Origin of the sequence: Kitasatospora sp. NPDC048286 (assembly GCF_043201735.1) — a bacterium.
Taxonomy (GTDB): Bacteria; Actinomycetota; Actinomycetes; order Streptomycetales; family Streptomycetaceae; genus Kitasatospora.
Genome location: NZ_JBICZE010000001.1, coordinates 838,577 through 860,319, shown reverse-complemented (window position 1 = coordinate 860,319; position 21,743 = coordinate 838,577). Strand labels below are relative to the sequence as shown.

Sequence of the window (21,743 nt, the reverse complement as noted above, 5' to 3'; positions counted from 1 at the left end):
AATTCAGTGCTGCGTACGCTGTCGCGTGTGCACGAGGACCACCTCCGGGATCAGGGCGGTTTGCGGGCATCGGACGTGAACCCTGCCTTCAGGCTGGAAACGCCTGGCGAGGAGTAGCTGGAAGATGAGCGAGCGACGGCGAAGGACGCCCAACCCGGGCGGTGACGGGCAGCAGCCCCCGGGAGGCGGCGGCCGTCGGGGCGGTGGCCAGGGGCCCGACGAGCTGGGCTCGGACGGTGTCGGCCGGCGACGCCCCTCGGGGGGCAGGGAGACCGCACAGCAGCCCCGGATGACCCGTGCGGAGATGCGCAAGGCTGCCCAGAAGCAGGGCAAGGGGGGCGGCAAGCGCGGTCCGGCCGCGGCCTCCGCGGCCGCGGCCGCCGGCCCCGGCAAGAAGCGCTTCATCGACTACCCGCGGTTCGGCAAGACCGGCGTCCGGCGCTGGCTGCCGTCCTGGAAGCAGTGGCTGAGCGGCTTCCTGCTGGTCTTCGGCTGCTTCGTGGGCCTGGTGTTCTACCTGTACCAGACCACCCAGGTGCCGGAGCTGAACGCCCTGGTGAACAACCAGAACACCATCTACTACTGGGCCGACAACACGGAGATGACCCGCAAGGGCCAGACCAACCGTCAGATCGTCGAGCTCAACGACATCAGCCCGAACCTCCAGAACGCCGTTATCGCCGCGGAGAACAAGAGCTTCCGGACCGACAGCGGCATCGACCCCAAGGGCATGCTCCGCGCCGTGTACAACATGGCGAAGGGCGGCGAGACCCAGGGCGCCTCGACGATCACCCAGCAGTACGTGAAGAACGCCTACCTGAGCCAGGAGCAGACCCTCACCCGCAAGGTGCGGGAGTTCTTCATCACGCTGAAGATCAACCAGGACAAGGACAAGAACGAGATCCTCAAGGGCTACCTGAACACCAGCTGGTTCGGCCGCGGTGCGAACGGTGCCCAGGCTGCCGCCGAGGCGTACTACGGGGTCAACGCCAAGGACCTCAACGTCTGCCAGAGCGCCATGCTGGCCGGCCTGCTCAAGGGCGCGACGTACTACGACCCCACCAACCCGAACAACAAGGAACGCGCCCAGGGCCGGTGGAACTGGATCCTGGACCAGATGGTGGACACCAAGGCCATCACCCCGGACGAGCGCGCCAAGTGCAACGTGTTCCCGGACCCGATCCCGCAGAAGCCCAGCTCCAACATGAACGGTGAGATCAGCTACCTGGTCGACACCGCCAACAAGTACGTGATGGCCACCGACAAGACGATCACCCAGCAGATGATCGACCGGGGCGGCCTGAAGATCTACACCACCTTCGAGAAGGACAAGGTCGACGCCCTGAAGACGGCCGTCGACCAGGTCAAGGCGGAGAACCTCAACCCGCAGAAGCGGCCGGACAACGACACCAACATCCAGTTCGGCTCCGCCAGCATCCGCCCCGGCGACGGCGCGATCGTCGCCCTCTACGGCGGCGACGGCGTGGAGAACGGCCACTTCGACAACAACGCCGACGCCACCGGCGTCCAGGTCGGCTCGACCTTCAAGCCCTTCGTGCTGGCCACCGCGATGCAGACCGGCGTGCTCACCGCGAAGGACGACAAGGGCAAGCCGAAGCGGATCAACGCCGACAGCCGCTACCTGGCCGACGACATGTCCGAGATCCGCAAGCCGGACGGCTCGCTGGTGATCGGCGACGACGGCAAGCCGTACCGGCAGAAGAACGAGGACGCCGGCAAGCGCGGCTACGTCTCGCTGCGGCAGGCCATGCAGTTCTCGTACAACGTGCCCTTCGTCCAGCTCAACCAGGACGTCGGCGGCCAGAACGTGGCCGACATCGCGGTACAGATGGGCATTAAGAAGGAGAGCCTCGCCGACCCGAAGACGGCGACCTTCCCGCTCGGCACCTCCACCATCAGCCCGATCCGGATGGCCACCGCGTACGGCACCCTGGCGGCCAGCGGCAAGGAGTCCGAGCCGTACTCGGTCACCAAGGTCGAGGTGAGCGGCGTGGAGCGCCCGGGCTTCGGCAAGAAGGACCCCAAGGTCGCGCTGGAGCCGGCCGTCGCCGACAACGTCACCGACGTGCTGGTGAACGTGGCCGTGAACGGCACCGGCAAGAAGACGAAGGACCTGGGCCGCCCGGTGGCCGGCAAGACCGGTACCACCGACCAGAACAAGTCGGCCTGGTGGGTCGGCTACACCCCGCAGCTGGTGACCAGCGTCGCCATGTGGCGCGAGGACCCGGCCAAGCACGAGCGGCAGTCGCTGAACGGCACCGGCGGCAAGGAGTCCATCCACGGTGGTGACATCCCGACCGACGTCTTCACCCGGTACATGAGGGCCGCGCTGGCCAACGAGAAGAAGATGGACTTCCCGACGCCGCAGCCGGTCGGCACCGAGGTGGACTCCTCCGGCGCGCCGTCCACGAACAGCCCGACGATGACCCCGAGCGCGACCGACACCCCGTCGGCCCCGGCGCAGACCCAGGCACCGGCGCCGCCGGTACAGCCGCAGCCCACCCAGACCTGCGTGCCCGGCGTGGACTGCCCCGGTGACCAGCCGAGCACCAAGCCGACCAAGGACCCGCACCCGAGCAACACCTGCCTGCCGGTGGTCGGCTGCCCGACGCCGCCGGCGCCGACGGACAGCACCACGCCGGGCGGTGGCAACGGCGGCGGCCACAACGGCGGAGGCGGCGGCAAGCCGACGCCGAGCAACACCGGTGGCCTCCAGGGCGGCCCGGCCGGGCAGTAGCCCGGGCCGGGCGGAACCCGGAACGGCGGTGGCGGTCCTCCCCGGAGGGCCGCCACCGCCGTTTTCCGTCGGGGGCCGTCGCCTTTCCGTCGGGGCCGCCGTCGTCAGCGGCCTTTCCGTCGGGGGCCGCCGCCGACGGGACCGCTGCCGGATTCGTCACGATTGGCACGCCCGCCCGCCGTACCGGGGCGCGGACCGTTGCGGGGGCCTCCTCGTCCCGGCGGGATCGGTGCGGCAGGATGTCCGGCATGACGTCGAGCGATCGTGACGAAACCGCCGGCCCGGTCGGGTCCGGCGCCGCCGCAGGGCCCCTCCCGGCTGCCGTCGCCACGGCCGCGCCGGCGGCCAACACCGTCGTCGTCCCGGCCGACGAGGACCCGGTGGCGGCGGCCGGCAGCGAGGTGTTCGGCGGGCCCCCCGGCCGCCGGGCGCTGCTCGGCGTCTCCTGGTGGATCCCGGCGCGCTTCCTGGCGCTCGCGGTGATCGTGGTCTCGGTGCTCGGCATGGTGCAGAAGCTGCCCTGCTACGAGCAGGCCTGGTTCCAGCCGGGCTCGCCGCAGTACATCCACGCCTGCTACAGCGACATCCCGCACCTGTTCTCCGGACGCGGCTTCGCGGCCGGGCTGCACCCGTACGTGGACCGCATCCCGGGCTCCTCGGGGGACCTCCAGTACCTGGAGTACCCGGTGCTGACCGGCCTGTTCATGCAGGTCGCGGCCTGGCTGACGCCCGGCGGCGGGGACCAGCAGAGCCAGGAGCAGTGGTTCTGGGCGATCAACGCCGGGCTGCTGATGGCCTGCGCGGTGGTCGCCGTGGTGGCGCTCTCGCGCACCCACCGGCGCCGCCCGTGGGACGCGCTGCTGTTCGCGCTCGCCCCCGTCCTGCTGCTCAACGGCACCGTCAACTGGGACCTGCTCGCGGTCGCCCTGGCCGCCGTGGCGATGGCCTGGTGGGCCGGCGCCCGGCCGGGCTGGGCCGGCGTCTTCATCGGCCTGGCCACCGCGGCCAAGCTCTACCCGCTGCTGCTGATCGGCCCGCTGCTGGTGCTCTGCTGGCGGGCCGGCAAGTGGCGCGAGTTCCGGGTGATGCTGGGCGGCGCGGTCGGCTCCTGGCTGGTGGTCAACCTGCCGATCATGCTGGCCAACTGGCGGGGCTGGTCGACCTTCTACGTGTTCAGCAAGCACCGCGGCGAGGACTACGGCTCGTTCTGGCTGATCCTGATGCAGCGCCGCGGCTCCGGGCTGGCCGACCTCGACGTCTACATCGGCGTGCTGATGGTGCTGGGCTGCCTGGCCATAGCGTGGCTCGGCTTCTCGGCCCCGCGCCGGCCGCGCCTCGCCCAGCTGGCCTTCCTGGTGGTCGCGCTGTTCGTGCTGGTCAACAAGGTGTACTCGCCGCAGTACGCGCTCTGGCTGCTGCCGCTCGCGGTGCTGGCCCGGCCGCGCTGGCGGGACTTCCTGATCTGGCAGGCCTGCGAGGTGCTCTACACCCTGGGCATCTGGTCCCACCTGGGCCTGGTCACCGGCTCCAAGCAGCACGGGATCAGCGAGGGCTGGTACCACTTCGCGATCGGGCTGCACCTGCTGGGCACGCTCTACCTGGTCGCCCTGGTGGTCCGCGACATCCTCCACCCGGACCGCGACCCGGTCCGCTGGGACGGCAGCGACGATCCCTCCGGCGGGGTGCTGGACCAGGCTCCGGACGTGGCCGTGCTGGGCACCGCCCGCCGGCTGCGCGAGGAGGAGAGCTACGCCGCGTACGCGCCGGCCGGCCCCGAGCAGTGGCTCGACGAGCCCGAACCGCCGGAGCCGGCCGAGAAGGCCTAGGCGCTGTCGCGAGCGAGCCGAGCGCCGACAGCGGTGCTCAGCGGTCCACCACGCGGTCGAAGTGCGTGGTGGTGTGACGGACCTGGAGGCCGAGCTCCTCGCCGATCGCCGGGGGCTTGGTGTCCCCGTCCAGGAACAGCAGCGAGACCTGCATGTGCGGCGGCTCGGCGAACCACAGCTGCTTGCCGGCCCAGTGGAACGGCGACTTGGTCTTGTTGACCGTCGCCAGGCCGGCCCGGGCGATGCCCTTGGCCCGGGCCCCCATGCTCGCCACGTACTTGGGCGCCTCCAGGCCGATGCCGTGCGCGGTGCCACCGGCGACCACCAGGATGTGGCCGTCGGCGGGCGCCGGGTGCTGGCGGTAGCCGTAGCGGTCGCCCTTCTGCAGCGGGGTGACGTCCAGGACGGTGGCCCGGACCTCCAGCGCGGCGTGGTCGCCCAGCCAGAGCCGGGTGCCGATCCGGGCCCGGAAGACCGTCTGCGGGTAGCGCTGGGCGAGCTGGTCCATGCCCGCGGCGCCGAGGTGGCTGACGAACACGGTGTGCACCGGGAGGCCGGCCGCCTGGGCGGTGTCCACCCAGTACGCGACCTCCTCGACCGGGCTGGAGCCGTCCGGCCGGTCCATCGGCAGGTGCAGCGCCAGACCCTCGAAGCTGACGCCCTCCAGCTCGGCGGCGACGGTGCTCAGATCGGCCGCGCTCACGCCGTGCCGGCGCATGGTGGTCATGCACTCCACCACCACCCGGGCGCCGTGCAGCGTGCGGAGGGCGTCCACCGAGGCCACCGTCCGGATCACCCGGGCGTGCGGCAGCGGGAGCACCTCCTCGCCGACCCGGTACGGGGTGAGCACCAGCAGCTCGCCGCCGTACCACTCGGCGGCGTCGGCCGCCTCGTACGCGGTACCGACGGCGAGCACCCCGGTGCCCAGCAGCGTCGCCTCCTCGGCCAGCCGGTGGTTGCCCAGGCCGTAGCCGTTCCCCTTGGCGACCGGCACCAGGCCGGGGAACTCGGCGAGGACGGAACGCTGGTGGGTGCGCCAGCGTTCGGTCTCGAGGTAGAGCGACAGCGTCATCGGGGCAGCCTCCTCAGCGGCGGGACATGTAGAGGTCGAGGGCCTTGTGCAGCAGCTTGTTGAGCGGGAAGTCCCATTCGCCGAGGTACTCGGCAGCCTGGCCGCCGGTGCCGACCTTGAACTGGATCAGGCCGAACAGGTGGTCGTTCTCGTCCAGGGTGTCACTGATGCCGCGCAGGTCGTACACCCCGCCGCCCAGGGCGTAGGAGTCGCGCATCATCCGCCACTGGATGGCGTTGGACGGCTTGACCTCGCGCTTGTGGTTGGCCGAGGCGCCGTAGGAGTACCAGACGTGCTCGCCGACCACCAGCATCGTGGTGGCGGCCAGCGGCTCGCCCTCGTGGTAGGCGATGTAGAGCCGCATGCGGTTCGGGTCCTCGGCCACGAGGGCCTTCCACATCCGCTGGAAGTAGGCCAGCGGGCGGGGGGTGAACTTGTCGCGCTCGGCGGTGACCAGGTAGAGCTGGTGGAAGATCGGCAGGTCGTCGTAGCCGCCCTGGATCACCTCGACGCCGCTCTTCTCGGCCTTCTTGATGTTGCGGCGCCAGAGCTGGTTGAAGTTCTTGTGGATGTCGTCCAGCGAGCGGTTGGCCAGCGGCACCTGGAAGACGTAGCGGGGCTGGACGTCACCGAAGCCGGCGCCGCCGTCCTCGCCCTGGAGCCAGCCGGCCTTGCGCAGCCGGTCGGCCACCTCGAAGGCGCGGGCCTCGTACCAGTCGGCCTCGACGTCGCGCAGCCGCTTGGCCTGCTTGGCGGCGATGGCCTCCTTGATGGTGGGGGCGTTCCAGCGGCGGATGACCACCGGCGGGCCCATCTTCACCGAGAACGCGCCCTGCGACTTGAGGTGCGCCAGCATCGGGGAGAGCCAGCGGTCGAGGTCGCGGTCGAACCAGTCGATGACCGGGCCCTCGGGCAGGTAGGCGAGGTAGCGCTTGAGCTTGGGCAGCTGGCGGTAGAGGACCAGGCCGGCGCCGACGAGCTGGTCGGCGTCGTCGAACCAGCCGATCGACTCGGACCGCCACTCGGCCTTCACGTCGCCCCACGACGGCACCTGCATGTGGCTGGCCGAGGCGCGGCTCCTGATGAAGGCGAGGTGCTCCTCGCGGGTGATCGTCCTCAGGCGCAGGCTCATGTGCTCGGTGCTCCTCGTCGGTCGGGCTGCGGTGGCCCCAGGTTCTGGGCTGACCTTATCGTCCGGGGCTCGGGCGCCCGCCGCTGCGGGCACGGCGCCGCCCCCGTCGGGTACCTGTCTCCTCTTGCAGATACGCGACGGGGGCGGCGAGGGTTCCGGGCGGGCCCTGTGGGCTCGGTCCCAGTGGGGCGACGGGGCGGACGGGGCGGACGGGGTTCGGGCGGGGGCGCCGGCGCGGGGGCGGTCCGGGGGCGGGTCAGCCCCAGAGGCCGCCGCGGGCGATGCCGAGGTAGAAGCCGATGGCGGCGGCGCCGAGTGTGATCATCAGGACGAAGCGCTCGGCGGTGGTGACCGAGACGAACATGCCCCACAGGCCCGTGATGATGCCGAACAGGCCGGTCCACGAGGTCAGCAGGTGCAGGTTGTGGAAGAACGAGGTGGTGAAGGCGATCACGCCCAGCAGGGCGGTGATGCCCACCAGGGCGTTCTCGCGGGGGTGCGGGTGGCCGTCGGTGTTCAGCGTGAGGGCGGGCATGCGGTGGACGGACTGGGCCATGGGTCCCACCTCCTGGCGTGGAGACGAACGGGCAGGGATCCCGTTCCGTCCAGATTGCGGTGCTTGGGTCGCTCTCACAACCCCTATGCGTTTTGTTCGGCCGTCCGGGTGCGGGTAGGCTGTGCCGTCTGCACTGGTGTAGTTGTGCCCCCTTTGCACCCTCTTCCGGGTGACACCCGTTCCGGGTGGGGCGGGGCCGACTGTCCGACCCTGCCGTTACGGTGGGTCGGAGTCGTCACTGCTCCGGTGCCGACGCTACGCACAACCCTCCTGCCACGGAGAGACCGTGGCCGCTGAGTCCAAAGGAGGTGGGTTACTCATGCGTCACTACGAGCTGATGGTCATCCTCGACCCCTCGGTCGAGGAGCGCGCTGTCTCCCCCCTGATCGAGAGCTTCCTCGCTGTCGTCCGCAACGCCGGCGGCAAGGTGGAGAAGGTCGACACCTGGGGTCGCCGCCGTCTGGCTTACGAGATCAACAAGCAGTCCGAGGGCATCTACTCGGTCATCGACCTCAAGGCCACGCCTGAGGTCGTCAAGGAGCTCGACCGCCAGCTGGGCCTGAGCGAGTCGGTTCTGCGGACCAAGGTCCTGCGCCCGGACACCCACTGAGCCACCTCTGAGGCCTTCGGGTCTCGGGTAGCTCGCGTCCGCTGTTTCACGTGAAACAGCGGTGAACGGACATCTTCCCGAGAGGTCATCACCACCATGGCAGGCGAGACCGTCATCACCCTCGTCGGCAATCTCGTCGACGACCCCGAGCTGCGCTTCACCCCGTCGGGTGCGGCGGTCGCGAAGTTCCGCATCGCGTCCACCCCCCGCACCTTCGACCGTCAGACGAACGAGTGGAAGGACGGCGAGAGCCTCTTCCTCACGTGCAACGTCTGGCGGCAGCCGGCGGAGAACGTGGCCGAGTCGCTGCAGCGCGGCATGCGCGTCATCGTGCAGGGCCGACTGCGCCAGCGGTCTTACGAGACCAAGGAAGGCGAGAAGCGGACGGTCTTCGAGGTCGAGGTCGACGAGGTCGGCCCGAGCCTGCGCTCGGCGACCGCCAAGGTCACCCGGGCCAACCGGTCCGGCGGCCCCGGTGGCGGCTTCGGCGGCCAGCAGGGTGGCGGCCAGGGCGGTGGCAACTGGGGCGGCGGCGGTGGCGGCCAGCAGGGCGGCGGCAGCTGGGGTGGAAACTCCGGCGGCGGCCAGTCCGGCCCCTCCGACGACCCCTGGGCCTCCAGCGCCCCGTCCGGTGGAAACCAGGGCGGCGGCTGGGGTGCCCCGTCCGGTGGCAGCGGCTACTCGGAAGAGCCCCCGTTCTAAGAGCTGACAGATTTCGTGCGGCCCGGCAGCCGGCGTCCCCGGACGCCCGCCGGACCGTGAACCCCAAATGGAGCACACAATGGCGAAGCCGCCTGCTCGCAAGCCGAAGAAGAAGGTTTGCGTCTTCTGCAAGGACAAGGTCAACTACGTTGACTACAAGGACACGAACCTGCTGCGGAAGTACATCTCCGACCGCGGCAAGATCCGTGCCCGTCGGGTAACCGGCAACTGCACCCAGCACCAGCGTGACGTCGCCACGGCCGTGAAGAACAGCCGTGAGATGGCGCTGCTGCCCTACACCAGCACCGCGCGCTAAGAGAGGGTGACCGAGTAATGAAGATCATCCTCACGCACGAGGTGCCGGGTCTCGGCTCCGCCGGCGAGGTCGTCGAGGTCAAGGACGGCTACGCCCGCAACTACCTGGTCCCGCGTGGCTACGCCATCCGCTGGACCAAGGGTGGTCAGAAGGACGTCGACGCCATCCGTCGCGCCCGGAAGATCCACGCGATCCAGACCCTCGAGGCCGCCAACGAGGTCAAGGGTCAGCTCGAGGGCGTCCAGGTCAAGCTGGCCGTCCGCTCGGGCGACGCCGGCCGTCTGTTCGGCTCGGTGACCCAGGCCGACGTCGTCGAGGCCATCAAGGCCGCCGGCGGCCCGGCGGTGGACAAGCGCGCCGTCGCGATCGCCTCGCCGATCAAGACCGTGGGCTCCCACAAGGTCTCGGTCAAGCTGCACTCGGACGTCGTGGCCAACCTCGACGTCGCCGTCGTGGCTGCTGCCTGAGTTCCGTAGCGAAGGCCTGAGGGCCGGACTCCTCCGGGAGTCCGGCCCTCGGTCTTTTCCGGCGGGGCCCGCCCTCAGCCGCGGACCGCTCCGGTGACCAGCCACTTGCCGCCGCGGGCGCGCCAGACCAGGAAGCCGGCCCGCAGCAGCATGAACAGGTTCATCGCCCACCAGAGCCCGGCCAGTCCGGTGCCGGTGGCCGGCACCGCCAGGGCCACCGGGACGAACACCGCCAGGGTGGCGAGCCCGGCCCAGGCCAGGTAGGGGCCGTCGCCGGCCCCCATCAGCACGCCGTCCAGCACGAAGACCAGGCCGGCCACCGGTTGGGTGAGCGCGAGCAGCAGCAGGGCGGTGTCCAACTGGGCCCGGACGACCGGGTCGGGCGTGAACAGCGGGACGTACAGCGGGCGGGCGAGCACCACCAGCAGGCCGAGGACCAGCCCGGAGACGATGCCCCACTCGACCATCCGCCGGGTGGCGGCCCGGGCGCCGGGGGCGTCCGAGGCGCCCAGGTAGCGGCCGATGATGGCCTGGCCGGCGATCGCGATGGCGTCCAGCGCGAAGGCCAGGAAGTTGAACAGCGCCATGGTGATCTGGTGGGCGGCCACCTGGTCGTCGCCGAGCCGGGCGGCCACCGCGGTGGCGGTCATCAGTACCGCGCGCAGGCTGATCGTCCGGACCAGCAGCGGGCCGCCAGCCCTGGCACCGGCCCGGATGCCCGCCGGGTCCGGCCGCAGCGAGGCCCCCTCCCGGCGGGCGCCGCGGACCACCACGACCAGGTAGGCGGCGGCCATCCCGGTCTGGGCGATCACGGTGCCCCAGGCCGAGCCGGCCACCCCGAGCCCGGCGCCGTACACCAGGCCGGCGTTCAGACCGATGTTGGCGGCGAAGCCCGCGACCGCCACCACCAGCGGTGTGCGGGTGTCCTGGAGGCCGCGCAGCACCCCGGTGGCGGCGAGCACCATGAGCATCGCGGGGATGCCCAGGGAGCTGATCCGCAGGTACGTCACCGCGTGCGGCGCGGCGGTCGCCGAGGCGCCCAGCGCGTCGGCCGCCCAGGGGGCCAGCAGCAGGGTGACGAGGACCACCGGGACGGCCAGGCCCAGCGCCAGCCAGATGCCGTCGACGCCCTGCTGCACGGCGCCCCGGCGGTCCCCGGCGCCGATCCGGCGGGCGACCGCCGCGGTGGTGGCGTAGGCGAGGAAGACGAACACGCCGGTCGCGGTGGAGAGCGCGGCGGAGGCGACGCCCACCCCGGCCAGCTGGGGGGTGCCGAGGTGGCCGACGATCGCCGAGTCGGCCATCAGGAAGAGCGGTTCGGCGACGAGCGCGCCGAAGGCCGGGACGGCCAGGGCGAGGATCTCCCGGTCGTGCCGGCGGCGCGAGGGGGCCGGGGTCGGGGGCGAGGCGGTCATGGGCACCAGGCTACTCATCCACAGGTAATGGATGTAAGTGCCATATGCCTATTACTCGAAATCCTGAGCGACGCGGTTCGCACGCTCTGTGCCCACAGCCGTTCGGAGGTGTGTGAAGAATTTCTCATACACAGGCCCGGGATGAGGTAATCCCAGGTCAACAGGTTGACGGTGGATCGATCGTCCGGTTATCCACAGGGACGTCCACAGGGGTGTCCACAGCTTTGCGGCAGTTCTCCACAGGACGGGGCCGTTCATCCACACCCCCTGTGGATAACCGCCTTGGCGCAAGGGCGTCCGGCGCCTTAGCGTGGGCCCTCCGCCCGACACTCCCGCCGCCCCCGGCGTCCGATTTGTCGGAGCCGTGGCGTACAAAGAGGGTCGGATCCGCTCCACCCAGCCACCGGCAAGCCCGCTCCAACTTCGCACCACTCGCTGATCGGGGAACACGCGTGACCGGACCCCAGTACGACGACCACGACGCCCCGCCGCCGGAGGACGACTGGCAGACCGCCGAGGATCCCTTCCCGGTCGGCGCCTACGACGACGCCCCCTTCCCGGACGGCCCCGGCGACCGGCTGCCGGTCTCCCACAACCGCGGCGAGGGCCGTCAGGGCGGTGGCCGCGACGGCTTCCAGAAGGGCGGCAAGGGCGGCTTCCAGAAGGGTGGCAAGGGCGGCCGCCCCGAGGGCGGCTGGCAGCGCCGGGACGAGGGCGACGGCGCGGGCGGGGTGGACGGCTTCGAGCGCGTCCCGCCGCAGGACCTGGACGCCGAGAAGTCCGTCCTCGGCGGCATGCTGCTCTCCAAGGACGCCATCGCCGACGTGGTCGAGGTGCTCAAGCCGGCCGACTACTACCGGCCCGCGCACGAGATGGTCCACGGCGCGATCCTCGACCTCTACGCCCGCGGCGAGCCGGCCGACCCGATCACCGTGGCCGGCGAGCTGACCAAGCGCGGCGAGCTCCAGCGGGTCGGCGGCGCCGCGTACCTGCACACCCTGGTCAACTCCGTCCCGACGGCGGCCAACGCCGAGTACTACGCCCAGATCGTGCACGAGCGCGCGGTGCTGCGCCGACTGGTCGAGGCGGGCACCCGGATCGCCGGCATGGGCTACGCGGCCGAGGGTGACGTGGACGAGATCGTCAACGCCGCGCAGGCGGAGATCTACGCCGTCACCGAGCAGCGCACCAACGAGGACTACGCGCCGCTCGCCGACATCATGGAGGGCGCCCTCGACGAGATCGAGGCGATCGGCTCCCGGCAGGGCCAGATGTCCGGCGTGCCGACCGGCTTCGCCGACTTCGACCAGCTCACCAACGGGCTGCACCCGGGCCAGATGATCGTCATCGCGGCCCGCCCCGCGATGGGCAAGTCCACGCTCGCGCTGGACTTCGCGCGGGCCTGTTCGATCCACCACAAGCTGCCGAGCGTGATCTTCTCGCTCGAAATGGGCCGCAACGAGATCGCCATGCGCCTGCTCTCCGCCGAGGCCCGGGTGGCGCTGCACCACATGCGCTCCGGGAACATGACGGACGACGACTGGACCCGGGTCGCCCGCCGGATGCCGGACGTCAGCGAGGCGCCGCTGTTCATCGACGACTCGCCGAACCTGTCGATGATGGAGATCCGCGCCAAGTGCCGCCGGCTGAAGCAGCGCAACGACATCAAGCTGATCGTCATCGACTACCTCCAGCTGATGCAGTCCGGCGGCTCCCGGCGGGCCGAGAACCGTCAGCAGGAGGTCTCGGACATGTCCCGAAACCTCAAGCTGCTGGCCAAGGAGCTGGAAGTCCCGGTCATCGCGCTCTCCCAGCTGAACCGTGGCCCCGAGCAGCGCACCGACAAGCGGCCGATGGTCTCGGACCTCCGCGAGTCCGGCTCGATCGAGCAGGACGCCGACATGGTCATCCTGCTGCACCGCGAGGACGCCTACGAGAAGGAGTCGCCGCGCGCGGGCGAGGCCGACCTGATCGTCGCCAAGCACCGTAACGGTCCGACCGCGACCATCACGGTGGCCTTCCAGGGCCACTACTCGCGCTTCGTCGACATGACCCGGGACTGAGCCCGGCCCCGGCCCCGGCGTCGGGAGCGGGGCCGGGGGAGTCAGACGGTGACGGTGGCGCGGAAGAGCGTGCTGCCGGAGCCGGAGAGCCGGGTCGGGGCGCCGGTGGCGGGGAGGAAGGCGGACTGGCCGCGGGCCAGGTCCAGCACGGTGCCGTCGGCGGCGGTCAGACGGGCGCCGCCCTCGGTGCAGAGCAGGATCTGCGGGGTGCGGCCGTCGATCTCGCGCGCGGCGCCGTCCAGCACGAAGCGGGACAGCCGGAACTCGTCGATCGGGACGGGGTAGAGCTCCTCGCCCGGGGTGCCCTCGACCGGGGCCGGTTCCAGCAGCTCGGGGGCGCCGGCCGCGAAGACCATGACCTCCAGCAGCTCCGGCACGTCGATGTGCTTCGGAGTGAGGCCGGCCCGCAGCACGTTGTCGGAGTTGGCCTGGAGCTCGACGCAGACGCCGGACAGGTAGGCGTGCGGCACCCCGGCGCCCAGGTAGAGCGCCTGGCCGGCCCGCAGCCGGACGTGGTTGAGCAGCATGCCGGCGATCACGCCGCGGTCGTCCGGGAAGTCCTCGGCAATCCGGGCGTACGGGGCGTACTCCTCGTCGGGGTCGGTCGCCGCCAGCACCTCGACGGTTTGCCGGACGGTCTCCCCGTCCAGCGCGAGGGCGGCGGTCAGGGCGCCGCGCAGCGCCTCGGACTCTCCCCCGGCCTTCGGCTGGGAGGTGCCCCCACCGGCGGCCAGCCGATCGATCACCGGGGCGAGCCCGGGCACCGCGAGTCCGGCCAGCAGCCGGGCCGCGTCGGCGGGCCGGCGGAAGCCGCACAGGCCCTCGAACTCGCCCAGGGCGCAGACCATTTCGGGCTTGTGGTTGGCGTCCCGGTAGTTGCGCTCGGGGGCGTCCTGGGGGATGCCGAGGGCGTTCTCGGCGGCGAAGCCGGCCCGGGCCTGGTCGAGCGTGGGGTGGGCCTGGATGGACAGCGGGATGCCCGCGGCCAGCACCTTGAAGAGGAACGGCAGGGCCGGGCCGAACCTGGCCACGCTCGCCGCGCCCAGCTCGCCCTCGGGGTCGGCCGCGATCAGCTCGTCCAGTCGGCGCGGACCCTCGCCGCGGTCGGCGTGCGACGGGGCACCGGGGTGGGCGCCCATCCACAGCTCGGCCTGCGGCTCACCGGTCGGCCGCTGCCCGAGCAGCTCGGGCAGGGCGGTGAGCGACCCCCAGGCGTACGGGCGGACGGTGTTGACGAGCCTGTCCATGCGCGCGGTCCTACTCCTTCGCTGTCTGGGCGGCCCCGGACGTCCCGAGTCCGGATCGCCGGGGCGGGCCCGGTGGAGCGGGCTGTCCGGGCACGGGCAAGGGAAACGACCCTAGCCGACCGGTGTCACCCACAGGGAAACGGCGGGCGTCCGGTGGGAGTGCCGCGGTCGGACCGGCGGTTCCCGGCGCGGTAGTAGGATGCCAGGACGCAGTAGCCTCCGCCCTGCGTGCGATTCGCCACCGAGGTCCACCCCGGCCGGGTGGTGCCGGCGGAGCCGCGTTCCAGAGTGCGGGCGCCGGTGTCCCGGACACCCCCGCCATCGGCCGAGAGGTTTGTACGTGACCGTGAACCAGCAGAGTTTTGCTGATCTCGGCAAGGTCCTGGTGATCATCCCGACCTACAACGAGGCGGAGAACGTCGAGCGGATCGTCGGCCGGGTCCGTGCCGCCGTGCCCGAGGCGCACGTGCTGGTCGCCGACGACAACAGCCCCGACGGCACCGGCGAGCTGGCGGACAAGCTGGCGGTCGAGGACGAGCACGTCCACGTCATGCACCGCAAGGGCAAGGAGGGCCTGGGCGCCGCCTACCTCGCGGGCTTCCGCTGGGGCATCGACAACGGCTACGACGTCCTGGTCGAGATGGACGCGGACGGCTCGCACCAGCCCGAGGAACTGGACCGGCTGCTGGCCGCGCTGCGCGGCGCCGACCTGGTGCTGGGCTCGCGCTGGGTGCCGGGCGGCCGGGTGGTCAACTGGCCGAAGTCGCGGCTGCTGCTCTCGCGCGGCGGCTCGACCTACTCGCGGCTGATGCTGGGCGTGCCGATCCGGGACGTCACCGGCGGCTACCGGGCGTTCCGCAAGGAGACCCTGCTGGGCCTGGGCATGGACGAGGTCGCCTCGGCCGGGTACTGCTTCCAGGTCGACCTGGCCTGGCGCACGGTGAAGGCCGGCTTCAAGGTCGCCGAGGTGCCGATCACCTTCGTCGAGCGCGAACTCGGGGCGTCCAAGATGAGCCGCAACATCGTGGTCGAGGCGCTGTGGCGGGTGACCACCTGGGGCGTCACCGACCGGCTGGCGCGACTGCGCGGCGCCGCCACCACGCGCTGACGACCGAACTTCCACGCACGGTGTGACGTGCACCGGAAGGCGCGCCCCGCCGGGCGCGCCTTCCGCGCATTCGGCCGCCCGTGCTCCCATGCTGTAGGGCGCAGGAAATCCGACCGCCGACCAGAGGGAGCAGCCCGTGACGACGTCCCCGCCCGAGGAGAGCGCCGGCGCGGGTGCCGAGCCGCCGGAGTCCGGGCAGCCGGTCCGGCCGCTGGAGGTCGCCGTCTTCACCGGTCCCGAGTCGGCCTTCTTCGCCACCTCCACGCTGATCCTCGGCGAGCGGACGGCGATCCTGGTGGACGCCCAGCTCACCCGCAGCGCCGGTCGCGAGCTGGCCGAGTGGGTCGCCGGCAAGGGCAGACGGCTGCTCGCCGTCGTGGTCACCCACCAGCACCCGGACCACTACTTCGGCGCCGAGGAGGTGCTGCGGCTCTTCCCCGAGGCGCAGCTGCTGGCCGCCCCGGCCGTGGTCGAGGGCATCCGGCGGACCGTCGCCGCGAAGGTCGCGCAGTGGAAGCCGGTGTACGGCGACGACGTCCCGGACCACCCGCTGATCCCCGCCCCGCTGCTGCCGCAGCCGCTGATGCTGGACCGCCAGGTGATCCCGGTGCTGCTGCTCGGCCAGGCCGACTGCGGGGACTCCACGGTCGTCCACGTGCCGAGCATCCGCACCGTGATCGCCGGGGACTTCGTCCACAACGGCACCCACGTCTGGACCGCCGACACCACCCCGGCCCAGCGCACCACCTGGGGGCACAACCTCGGCCGGATCGCCGACCTCGGCGCGGAGCGGGTGATCGCCGGCCACCGGGCCCCGGACCAGGGCGACGACGCCGCCCGGGTGCTCGCCTTCACCGGCGAGTACCTCCAGGACTTCGACCGGCTGCTGGCCGCGCACCCGGACGACCCGGAGGCGCTGGTCACGGCGATGAACGAGCGCTACGGGGAGCTGACCCTGCCGTCCTTCCTGGAGCTGGGCGCGCGGGCCAACACCGCGCGGACGGCCGAGGACACCGTCGAGGCCGAACTCGTCGCCGAGCCCGAGGAGGGCCCGGAGGGCGAGGAGGGCCGGGACGCCGCGGGGCGGTAGGGCCAGGGGCGGATACTGGCCGCATGACGCCGTACGACGTGATCGTCCCGGCGGGCGGGGCCGCCCGGCGCCTCGGCGGGGCCGACAAGCCGGGGCTGACGGTGGGCGGGACCACCCTGCTCGACCGGGTGCTCGCCGCCTGCGCGGGCGCCCGCACCACCGTGGTGGTCGGCCCGGCCCGGCCGAGCGGGCGGGCCGGCGTCCGCTGGACCAGGGAGCAGCCGCCCGGCGGCGGGCCGGTGGCCGCCGTCGCGGCCGGGCTCGACCTGGTCACCGCGGACGTCGTGCTGCTGCTCGCCGCCGACCTGCCGTTCCTGGACCGGCGGACGGCGGAACGGCTGGTCACCGCGCTCGACGAGGCCGGTGCGCCCGCGGACCGCGCGGTGCTGGTCGACGCGGGCGGCCGGGACCAGCCGCTCGCCGCCGCCTACCGGACCGCGGCACTGCGCGCCGCGCTGGCCGATCTCGGCGACCCGGCCGGTAGGCCGCTGCGCCGGCTGGTCGGCGGGCTGCGCGGGCCGCGGGTGGCCGACACCGACGGTGTCGCCCACGACTGCGACACCTGGGAGGACCTGGAACGGGCCCGCGAGCGCGACCGGAGCTGAACCTCACCGGTCGCGCTCACCGGTCGTGCCGCCGGGGTGTGAGCGAAACGACGTGCGCCGCACACGGGGCGAACACCTCGGTGAAACCGCCGATCGGGCAGCATGGGCGCATGGAGCGCACGCTGGATGACTGGATCGCCGAGGTCAAGGCCGACCTGGGCATCGACCTGGACGTCGACGTCCGTGGTCTGCTCGACACGGCCCGGGTGGTCGCGCACGGGGTGGACCGGCCGGCCGCGCCGCTGACCGCCTTCCTGATCGGCTACGCGGCCGCCCATCGGGGCGGCGGGGCGCAGGCCGTCGCCGAGGCGGCCCGGCGGGCCGAGGCCCTCGTCGAGGGCTGGGGCACCGCCGGCCGGCCGGGTGAGTCGTGAGCGCGGTCGGCCAGGCCACCGTGACCGCACCGTCCACCGGCCCCGGCGTGCTGAGCTGGTCCCGGGCCCGCGAGACCGCGCGCCGGGCCGGGCTGCACCCGCTGCCCGGGGTCGCGGTCCCGCTGGCCGAGGCGCTCGGCCGCACCCTCGCCGAGCCGCTCGGCGCGCTGACCGACCTGCCCGCCTTCGACACCTCCGCGATGGACGGCTGGGCGGTCGCCGGTCCCGGCCCGTGGCGGGTCGCCGGCCGGGTGCTGGCCGGACGGTCCGATCCGGCGCCGTTGGCCGACGGCACCGCCGTGGAGATCGCCACCGGTGCCCAACTGCCGCCCGGCGCCACCGCCGTACTGCGCCGTGAGCACGGGCGGACGGACGGCGCGCTGCTGCACGACAGCGGCCCGCGGCCGCTGGGCACCGGCCAGGACGTCCGCCCGCGCGGCCAGGAGTGCCGCCGGGGCGAGGAGTTGCTGCCGTCCGGCACCACGGTCGGGCCGGTCGTGCTCGGCCTGGCCGCCGCCTGCGGCCACGACGGACTGTCCGTGCACCGCCGTCCCGAGGTCCAACTGCTCGTCCTGGGCGACGAGTTGCTCACCGCCGGGGTGCCCGCTCCCGGGCTGGTCCGGGACGCCCTCGGGCCGCTGCTGCCGCCCTGGCTGCGGGCCGTCGGCGCCGAGCCGGCCGAAGTCGGCTACGTCCGGGACGACTTCGGGCTGCTCCGGGACGCGCTGCGGCACTCCACCGCCGACCTCGTGGTCACCACCGGCGGGACGGCCGCCGGGCCGGTCGACTTCCTGCACCGGGCGCTCGCCGAGGCCGGTGGCCGACTGCTGGTGGACGGTGTCGCCGTCCGGCCGGGGCACCCGATGCTGCTGGCCGAACTCCCCGGCGGCCGTCACCTGGTGGGCCTGCCGGGCAACCCGCTGGCCGCCGTCGCCGGGATGGTGACCCTCGTCCTGCCGCTGCTGCACGCCCGCGGCGGGCGGCCGGCCGGCGCCCCCGTCCTCGCACCGGTCGCGGCCGACCTGCACGGGCACCGTACGGACACCCGGCTCCAGCCGGTCCGGCGGACCGCCGAGGGCGTCCTGCCGCTGGACTTCGACGGGCCGGCGATGCTGCGCGGGCTCGCCCGGGCGGAGGCGCTGGCCGTGGTGCCGCCCGGCGGGGCGGGCGCGGGGCAGACGGTCGAACTGCTGGAGGTGCCGTGAGCGAGCGGTGGGGGTACCCCCGGCCGGAGGCCGGGGGAGAGGGGACCATCACGAGGTACGCGTCGGGAGAAGCGGCGGCCGGGCAGCGCGAGGTGGGCGCATGAGCCGACTTCGACGCACGATGGCGCCCGGCACCGAGCCGTGGGCGGACGCCGGGATCGTGCTGCCCGTCCGACGGGCCGCGCCCGCCGTCCGGCAGGTCGGCTCCCGGCTGCTGCTGGCGCTCGCCGTCCTGGTCGCCACCTCGTTCATCGTCTACCTCGACCGGGACGGCTACAACGACAACGCCGGTGGCGAACTCAGCTTCCTGGACGCGGCCTACTACGCCACGGTGACGCTCTCCACCACCGGGTACGGCGACATCACCCCGTTCAGCGACAGCGCCCGGCTCACCAACATCTTCGTGATCACCCCGCTGCGCGTGGTGTTCCTGATCATCCTGGTCGGCACCACCCTGGAGGTGCTCACCGAACGGACCCGCCTGCAATGGCGGTTGAACCGCTGGAGGTCCACCGTGCGCGAGCACACCGTCGTCATCGGCTACGGGACGAAGGGTCGCAGCGCCGTCGACACCCTGCTCGGACAGGGGGTGAAGAAGGAGGACATCGTCGTCGTCGACCCGCAGCGCAAGGTGATCGACCAGGCCGCCCAGCACGGCCTGGTCGGGGTGGTCGGCGACGCCACCCGCACCGACACCCTGGTGCGGGCCGCGCTGCCCACCGCCGCGCGGGTGGTGGTCGCACCGGAGCGGGACGACACCGCCGTACTGATCACGCTGACGGCCCGGCAGTTGAACAAGGCCGCCACCGTGGTCGCCGCCGTCCGGGAGGACGAGAACGCGCCGCTGCTGCGGCAGAGCGGCGCCGACGTCGTGGTGACCAGCTCCAGTTCGGCCGGCCGCCTGCTCGGGCTGTCGATGCTCAGCCCGCACGCCGGGGCGGTGATGGAGGACCTGCTGACGTACGGCAACGGGCTGGACGTGGTGGAGCGTCCGGTCACCCGGGCCGAGGCCGGGCACAGCCCGCGCGCGTGCGACGACCTGGTGGTCGCGGTGGTCCGGGGCCGACGGGTGCTCAACTACACCGAGCCGGAGGCCGCCGTGCTCCAGCTCACCGACCGGGTCATCGTCATCAAGTCCAGCGGAGTCGCGCCGACCGGCTGAGCCGCGCCGTGCAACCGCCCCGGACCGCAGTAGGTTCGGGGCATGCATGCGATGACGATTCCCGTACCCGGTGGTCCCGAGGCACTGGTCTGGGCCGAGGTGCCCGACCCGGTGCCCGCCGAGGGCGAGGTCCTGGTCGAGGTGGCGGCCACCGCCGTCAACCGTGCCGACCTCCTCCAGCGGCAGGGCTTCTACAACCCGCCGCCCGGCGCCTCGCCCTACCCGGGGCTGGAGTGCGCCGGGCGGATCGTCGCGCTCGGGCCCGGGGTGTCCGGCTGGGCGGTCGGCGACGAGGTGTGCGCGCTGCTGGCCGGCGGCGGCTACGCGCAGCGGGTCGCGGTGCCGACCGGGCAGCTGCTGCCGCTGCCCGCGGGGCTGTCCGTCGAGGAGGCCGCGGCGCTGCCCGAGGTGGCCTGCACGGTGTGGTCCAACGTCTTCCTCACCGCGCACCTGCGGCCCGGCGAGACGGTGCTGCTGCACGGTGGCGCGAGCGGGATCGGGACCATGGCGATCCAGCTGGCCAAGGCGGTCGGCGCGCGGGTCGCGGTCACCGCGGGCAGCCGGGAGAAGCTGGCGCGGTGCGCCGAGCTGGGCGCGGACATCCTGATCGACTACCGCGAGCAGGACTTCGTCGAGGCGCTCCGGGAGGCCACCGGCGGCGCCGGGGCGGACGTGATCCTGGACATCATGGGCGCCAGATACCTCCAGCGGAACGTGGAGGCGCTGGCGGTCAACGGGCGGCTGGTGGTCATCGGCCTCCAGGGCGGGGTGAAGGGCGAACTCGACCTCAACGCGCTGCTGCGCAAGCGCGGGGCGGTGATCGCCACCAACCTGCGCGGGCGCCCGCTGGCGGAGAAGGCGGCGATCGTGGCGGCCGTGCGGGAGCACGTGTGGCCGCTGGTCGAGTCCGGGGTGGTGCGGCCGGTCCTGGACCGGGTGCTCCCGCTGGCGGAGGTGGCCGAGGCGCACCGGGTGCTGGAGCGCGGGGAGCAGGTCGGGAAGGTCGTGCTGCGGGCCTGAGCGGGGGAGGTCCGGGGGAGGTCCAGGGGAGGTTCGGGGGAGGTCCGGGGGCGGCGCGGACAGCGGCGGAAAGGGCGTGAATTGCCCGAAATGCCGTAACGATCGGGGCGTGCGAGTCTGGTCCGGAGCAGTCCCGCCGCCGATCCCGCCCCCGGGCGCCGTCGGCCGTCGGAAGGACTCCGACCGTGGCCGCATCACCGCACGCACCGCTCGGGCCACTGCCCGTGGCGCCGCACCACCGTCGTACTTCCCGCCGCTCCCCCGGCCGCGCCCAGCGGCTGTTCGCGGCGGCCGTGCTGGGGCTCATCCTCCCGCTGGCCGCCGCCTCCGCGGCCGTCGCGCTGCCTTCGCCGGCGGCCCTGACGCTGCCGACGGTCCTGCCCTCGCCGGAGGCGGGGACGGGGACGGACGCCGAGCCGGACGCCCCCGGGCCGGCGGCCGCGCCGCCGCGGCGGCCGGTGCCGCATCCGCACCCGCACGGCGCCCGCGGGTGGGTCCGCCGGCACCACCCGGCCTCGCTGCCCGAGCGCTCCGACGCCGCCGTGGAACGGGCCAGGGGACAGGCCAGGGAGCAAGCCCCCGAGCGGGTGCCGGAGCAGGCGCCGGACCAAGCCGTCGAGCTGGGGCCGGAGCAGAGCGTCGAGCAGGGCGTCGAACAGGCTCCCGAGCAGGTCCCCGAGCAGGCCCCGGAGCAGGTCCCCGAGCAGGTCCCCGAGCAGGCCCCGGAGCTGGTCGCCGAGGCGGAGCAGCCGGAGGCCGACGGGGGCGCCGCGGAGACCGGGACACCCGGCGACACCGCCGCCGTCCCGGTCCCGGCCGCTCCGGACGCCGGCGCGGCGGCCACGGGGCAGCCGGTCGCCGCCGTCGCCGCCGTGCCCGCGATCTTCCCGGCCCACTGGCAGGACGCCTCCACCACCCAGCTCCCGCTGGGCGTCGGCCTGGGCCTGATCGGCTGCGGCCTGGGACTGGTCGGCCTGCGGCTGCGCAAGGGCTGAGGCCCGGGACGGCCCCGCGC

General features: G+C 72.9%; 18 protein-coding genes and 1 pseudogene. 14 read left to right on the top strand and 5 right to left on the bottom strand.

All coding sequences use genetic code 11. From position 1 onward, the window contains the following. Positions 1 to 289 precede the first annotated feature (289 nt). Together ACGF13_RS03985 and ACGF13_RS03980 are read left to right on the top strand one after the other, a co-directional pair. Positions 290 to 2,758: a transglycosylase domain-containing protein gene (locus tag ACGF13_RS03985; protein WP_392868650.1), complete on the top strand. Its 2,469-nt coding sequence runs from the start codon at positions 290 to 292 to the stop codon at positions 2,756 to 2,758. A 248-nt stretch (positions 2,759 to 3,006) separates the two neighbouring features. Then, the gene (locus ACGF13_RS03980; RefSeq protein ID WP_392868648.1) at positions 3,007 to 4,584 is read left to right on the top strand and encodes a glycosyltransferase family 87 protein; all 1,578 of its coding nucleotides are present in this window, start codon (positions 3,007 to 3,009) and stop codon (positions 4,582 to 4,584) included. Between the two features lie 37 nt (positions 4,585 to 4,621). Here the strand turns inward: ACGF13_RS03980 and ACGF13_RS03975 are convergent, their stop codons facing one another. The 3 genes from ACGF13_RS03975 to ACGF13_RS03965 all read right to left on the bottom strand — a co-directional run bounded on the left by ACGF13_RS03975 (position 4,622) and on the right by ACGF13_RS03965 (position 7,344). After that, the gene (locus tag ACGF13_RS03975) at positions 4,622 to 5,656 is read right to left on the bottom strand and encodes an alanine racemase (protein ID WP_392868646.1); all 1,035 of its coding nucleotides are present in this window, start codon (positions 5,654 to 5,656) and stop codon (positions 4,622 to 4,624) included. 13 nt (positions 5,657 to 5,669) lie between these two features. After that, positions 5,670 to 6,788: a lipid II:glycine glycyltransferase FemX gene (locus ACGF13_RS03970; protein ID WP_392868645.1), complete on the bottom strand. Its 1,119-nt coding sequence runs from the start codon at positions 6,786 to 6,788 to the stop codon at positions 5,670 to 5,672. Between the two features lie 256 nt (positions 6,789 to 7,044). Next, positions 7,045 to 7,344, bottom strand: coding sequence for a hypothetical protein (locus tag ACGF13_RS03965; RefSeq protein ID WP_392868643.1), 300 nt, complete (start codon positions 7,342 to 7,344; stop codon positions 7,045 to 7,047). A gap of 319 nt (positions 7,345 to 7,663) precedes the next feature. Between ACGF13_RS03965 and rpsF the strand changes: the two genes are divergently transcribed. The 4 genes from rpsF to rplI all read left to right on the top strand — a co-directional run bounded on the left by rpsF (position 7,664) and on the right by rplI (position 9,439). After that, entirely contained in the window at positions 7,664 to 7,954 is a 291-nt protein-coding gene (gene rpsF, locus ACGF13_RS03960; RefSeq protein ID WP_188298654.1) for a 30S ribosomal protein S6, read from the top strand. Positions 7,955 to 8,050: 96 nt separating this feature from the next. After that, positions 8,051 to 8,656: a single-stranded DNA-binding protein gene (locus tag ACGF13_RS03955; RefSeq protein ID WP_392868641.1), complete on the top strand. Its 606-nt coding sequence runs from the start codon at positions 8,051 to 8,053 to the stop codon at positions 8,654 to 8,656. 79 nt (positions 8,657 to 8,735) lie between these two features. Further along, positions 8,736 to 8,972 carry a 30S ribosomal protein S18 gene (gene rpsR / locus ACGF13_RS03950; protein ID WP_030059640.1) on the top strand — a complete coding sequence of 79 codons (237 nt, stop codon included), beginning with the start codon at positions 8,736 to 8,738 and terminating at the stop codon, positions 8,970 to 8,972. Positions 8,973 to 8,989: 17 nt separating this feature from the next. Further along, entirely contained in the window at positions 8,990 to 9,439 is a 450-nt protein-coding gene (gene rplI / locus ACGF13_RS03945; RefSeq protein ID WP_392868639.1) for a 50S ribosomal protein L9, read from the top strand. A 74-nt stretch (positions 9,440 to 9,513) separates the two neighbouring features. Here rplI and ACGF13_RS03940 read toward each other — a convergent pair whose 3' ends face one another. Next, on the bottom strand, positions 9,514 to 10,854 hold the full coding sequence (locus tag ACGF13_RS03940; protein ID WP_392868637.1) for an MATE family efflux transporter: 1,341 nt from the start codon (positions 10,852 to 10,854) through the stop codon (positions 9,514 to 9,516). A 578-nt stretch (positions 10,855 to 11,432) separates the two neighbouring features. Here ACGF13_RS03940 and dnaB point away from each other — a divergent pair. After that, complete coding sequence (gene dnaB / locus ACGF13_RS03935) at positions 11,433 to 12,917, top strand: replicative DNA helicase (RefSeq protein ID WP_392868783.1); 1,485 nt, start codon at positions 11,433 to 11,435, stop codon at positions 12,915 to 12,917. A gap of 41 nt (positions 12,918 to 12,958) precedes the next feature. Here dnaB and manA read toward each other — a convergent pair whose 3' ends face one another. Beyond that, a complete protein-coding gene (manA, locus tag ACGF13_RS03930; RefSeq protein WP_392868635.1) occupies positions 12,959 to 14,164 on the bottom strand; it encodes a mannose-6-phosphate isomerase, class I in 1,206 nt (401 codons plus the stop codon). A 340-nt stretch (positions 14,165 to 14,504) separates the two neighbouring features. Here manA and ACGF13_RS03925 point away from each other — a divergent pair, with 340 nt between their 5' ends. The 7 genes and pseudogenes from ACGF13_RS03925 to ACGF13_RS03895 all read left to right on the top strand — a co-directional run bounded on the left by ACGF13_RS03925 (position 14,505) and on the right by ACGF13_RS03895 (position 21,723). Next, positions 14,505 to 15,272, top strand: a complete 768-nt coding sequence (locus ACGF13_RS03925; protein WP_392868633.1) for a polyprenol monophosphomannose synthase — start codon at positions 14,505 to 14,507, stop codon at positions 15,270 to 15,272. Between the two features lie 136 nt (positions 15,273 to 15,408). Next, complete coding sequence (locus ACGF13_RS03920) at positions 15,409 to 16,362, top strand: MBL fold metallo-hydrolase (RefSeq protein ID WP_392868632.1); 954 nt, start codon at positions 15,409 to 15,411, stop codon at positions 16,360 to 16,362. 23 nt (positions 16,363 to 16,385) lie between these two features. Then, positions 16,386 to 17,341: pseudogene (locus ACGF13_RS03915) on the top strand (NTP transferase domain-containing protein). Continuing rightward, the gene (locus ACGF13_RS03910; RefSeq protein WP_392868630.1) at positions 17,338 to 18,546 is read left to right on the top strand and encodes a molybdopterin molybdotransferase MoeA; all 1,209 of its coding nucleotides are present in this window, start codon (positions 17,338 to 17,340) and stop codon (positions 18,544 to 18,546) included. Before ACGF13_RS03915 ends, ACGF13_RS03910 begins: the two are co-directional and overlap by 4 nt. Positions 18,547 to 18,646: 100 nt before the next feature. Next, complete coding sequence (locus tag ACGF13_RS03905) at positions 18,647 to 19,708, top strand: potassium channel family protein (RefSeq protein WP_392868628.1); 1,062 nt, start codon at positions 18,647 to 18,649, stop codon at positions 19,706 to 19,708. 42 nt (positions 19,709 to 19,750) lie between these two features. Beyond that, positions 19,751 to 20,728, top strand: coding sequence for an NAD(P)H-quinone oxidoreductase (locus ACGF13_RS03900; protein WP_392868626.1), 978 nt, complete (start codon positions 19,751 to 19,753; stop codon positions 20,726 to 20,728). Between the two features lie 185 nt (positions 20,729 to 20,913). Further along, complete coding sequence (locus ACGF13_RS03895; RefSeq protein ID WP_392868624.1) at positions 20,914 to 21,723, top strand: hypothetical protein; 810 nt, start codon at positions 20,914 to 20,916, stop codon at positions 21,721 to 21,723. The last annotated feature ends 20 nt before the right edge of the window (positions 21,724 to 21,743 follow it).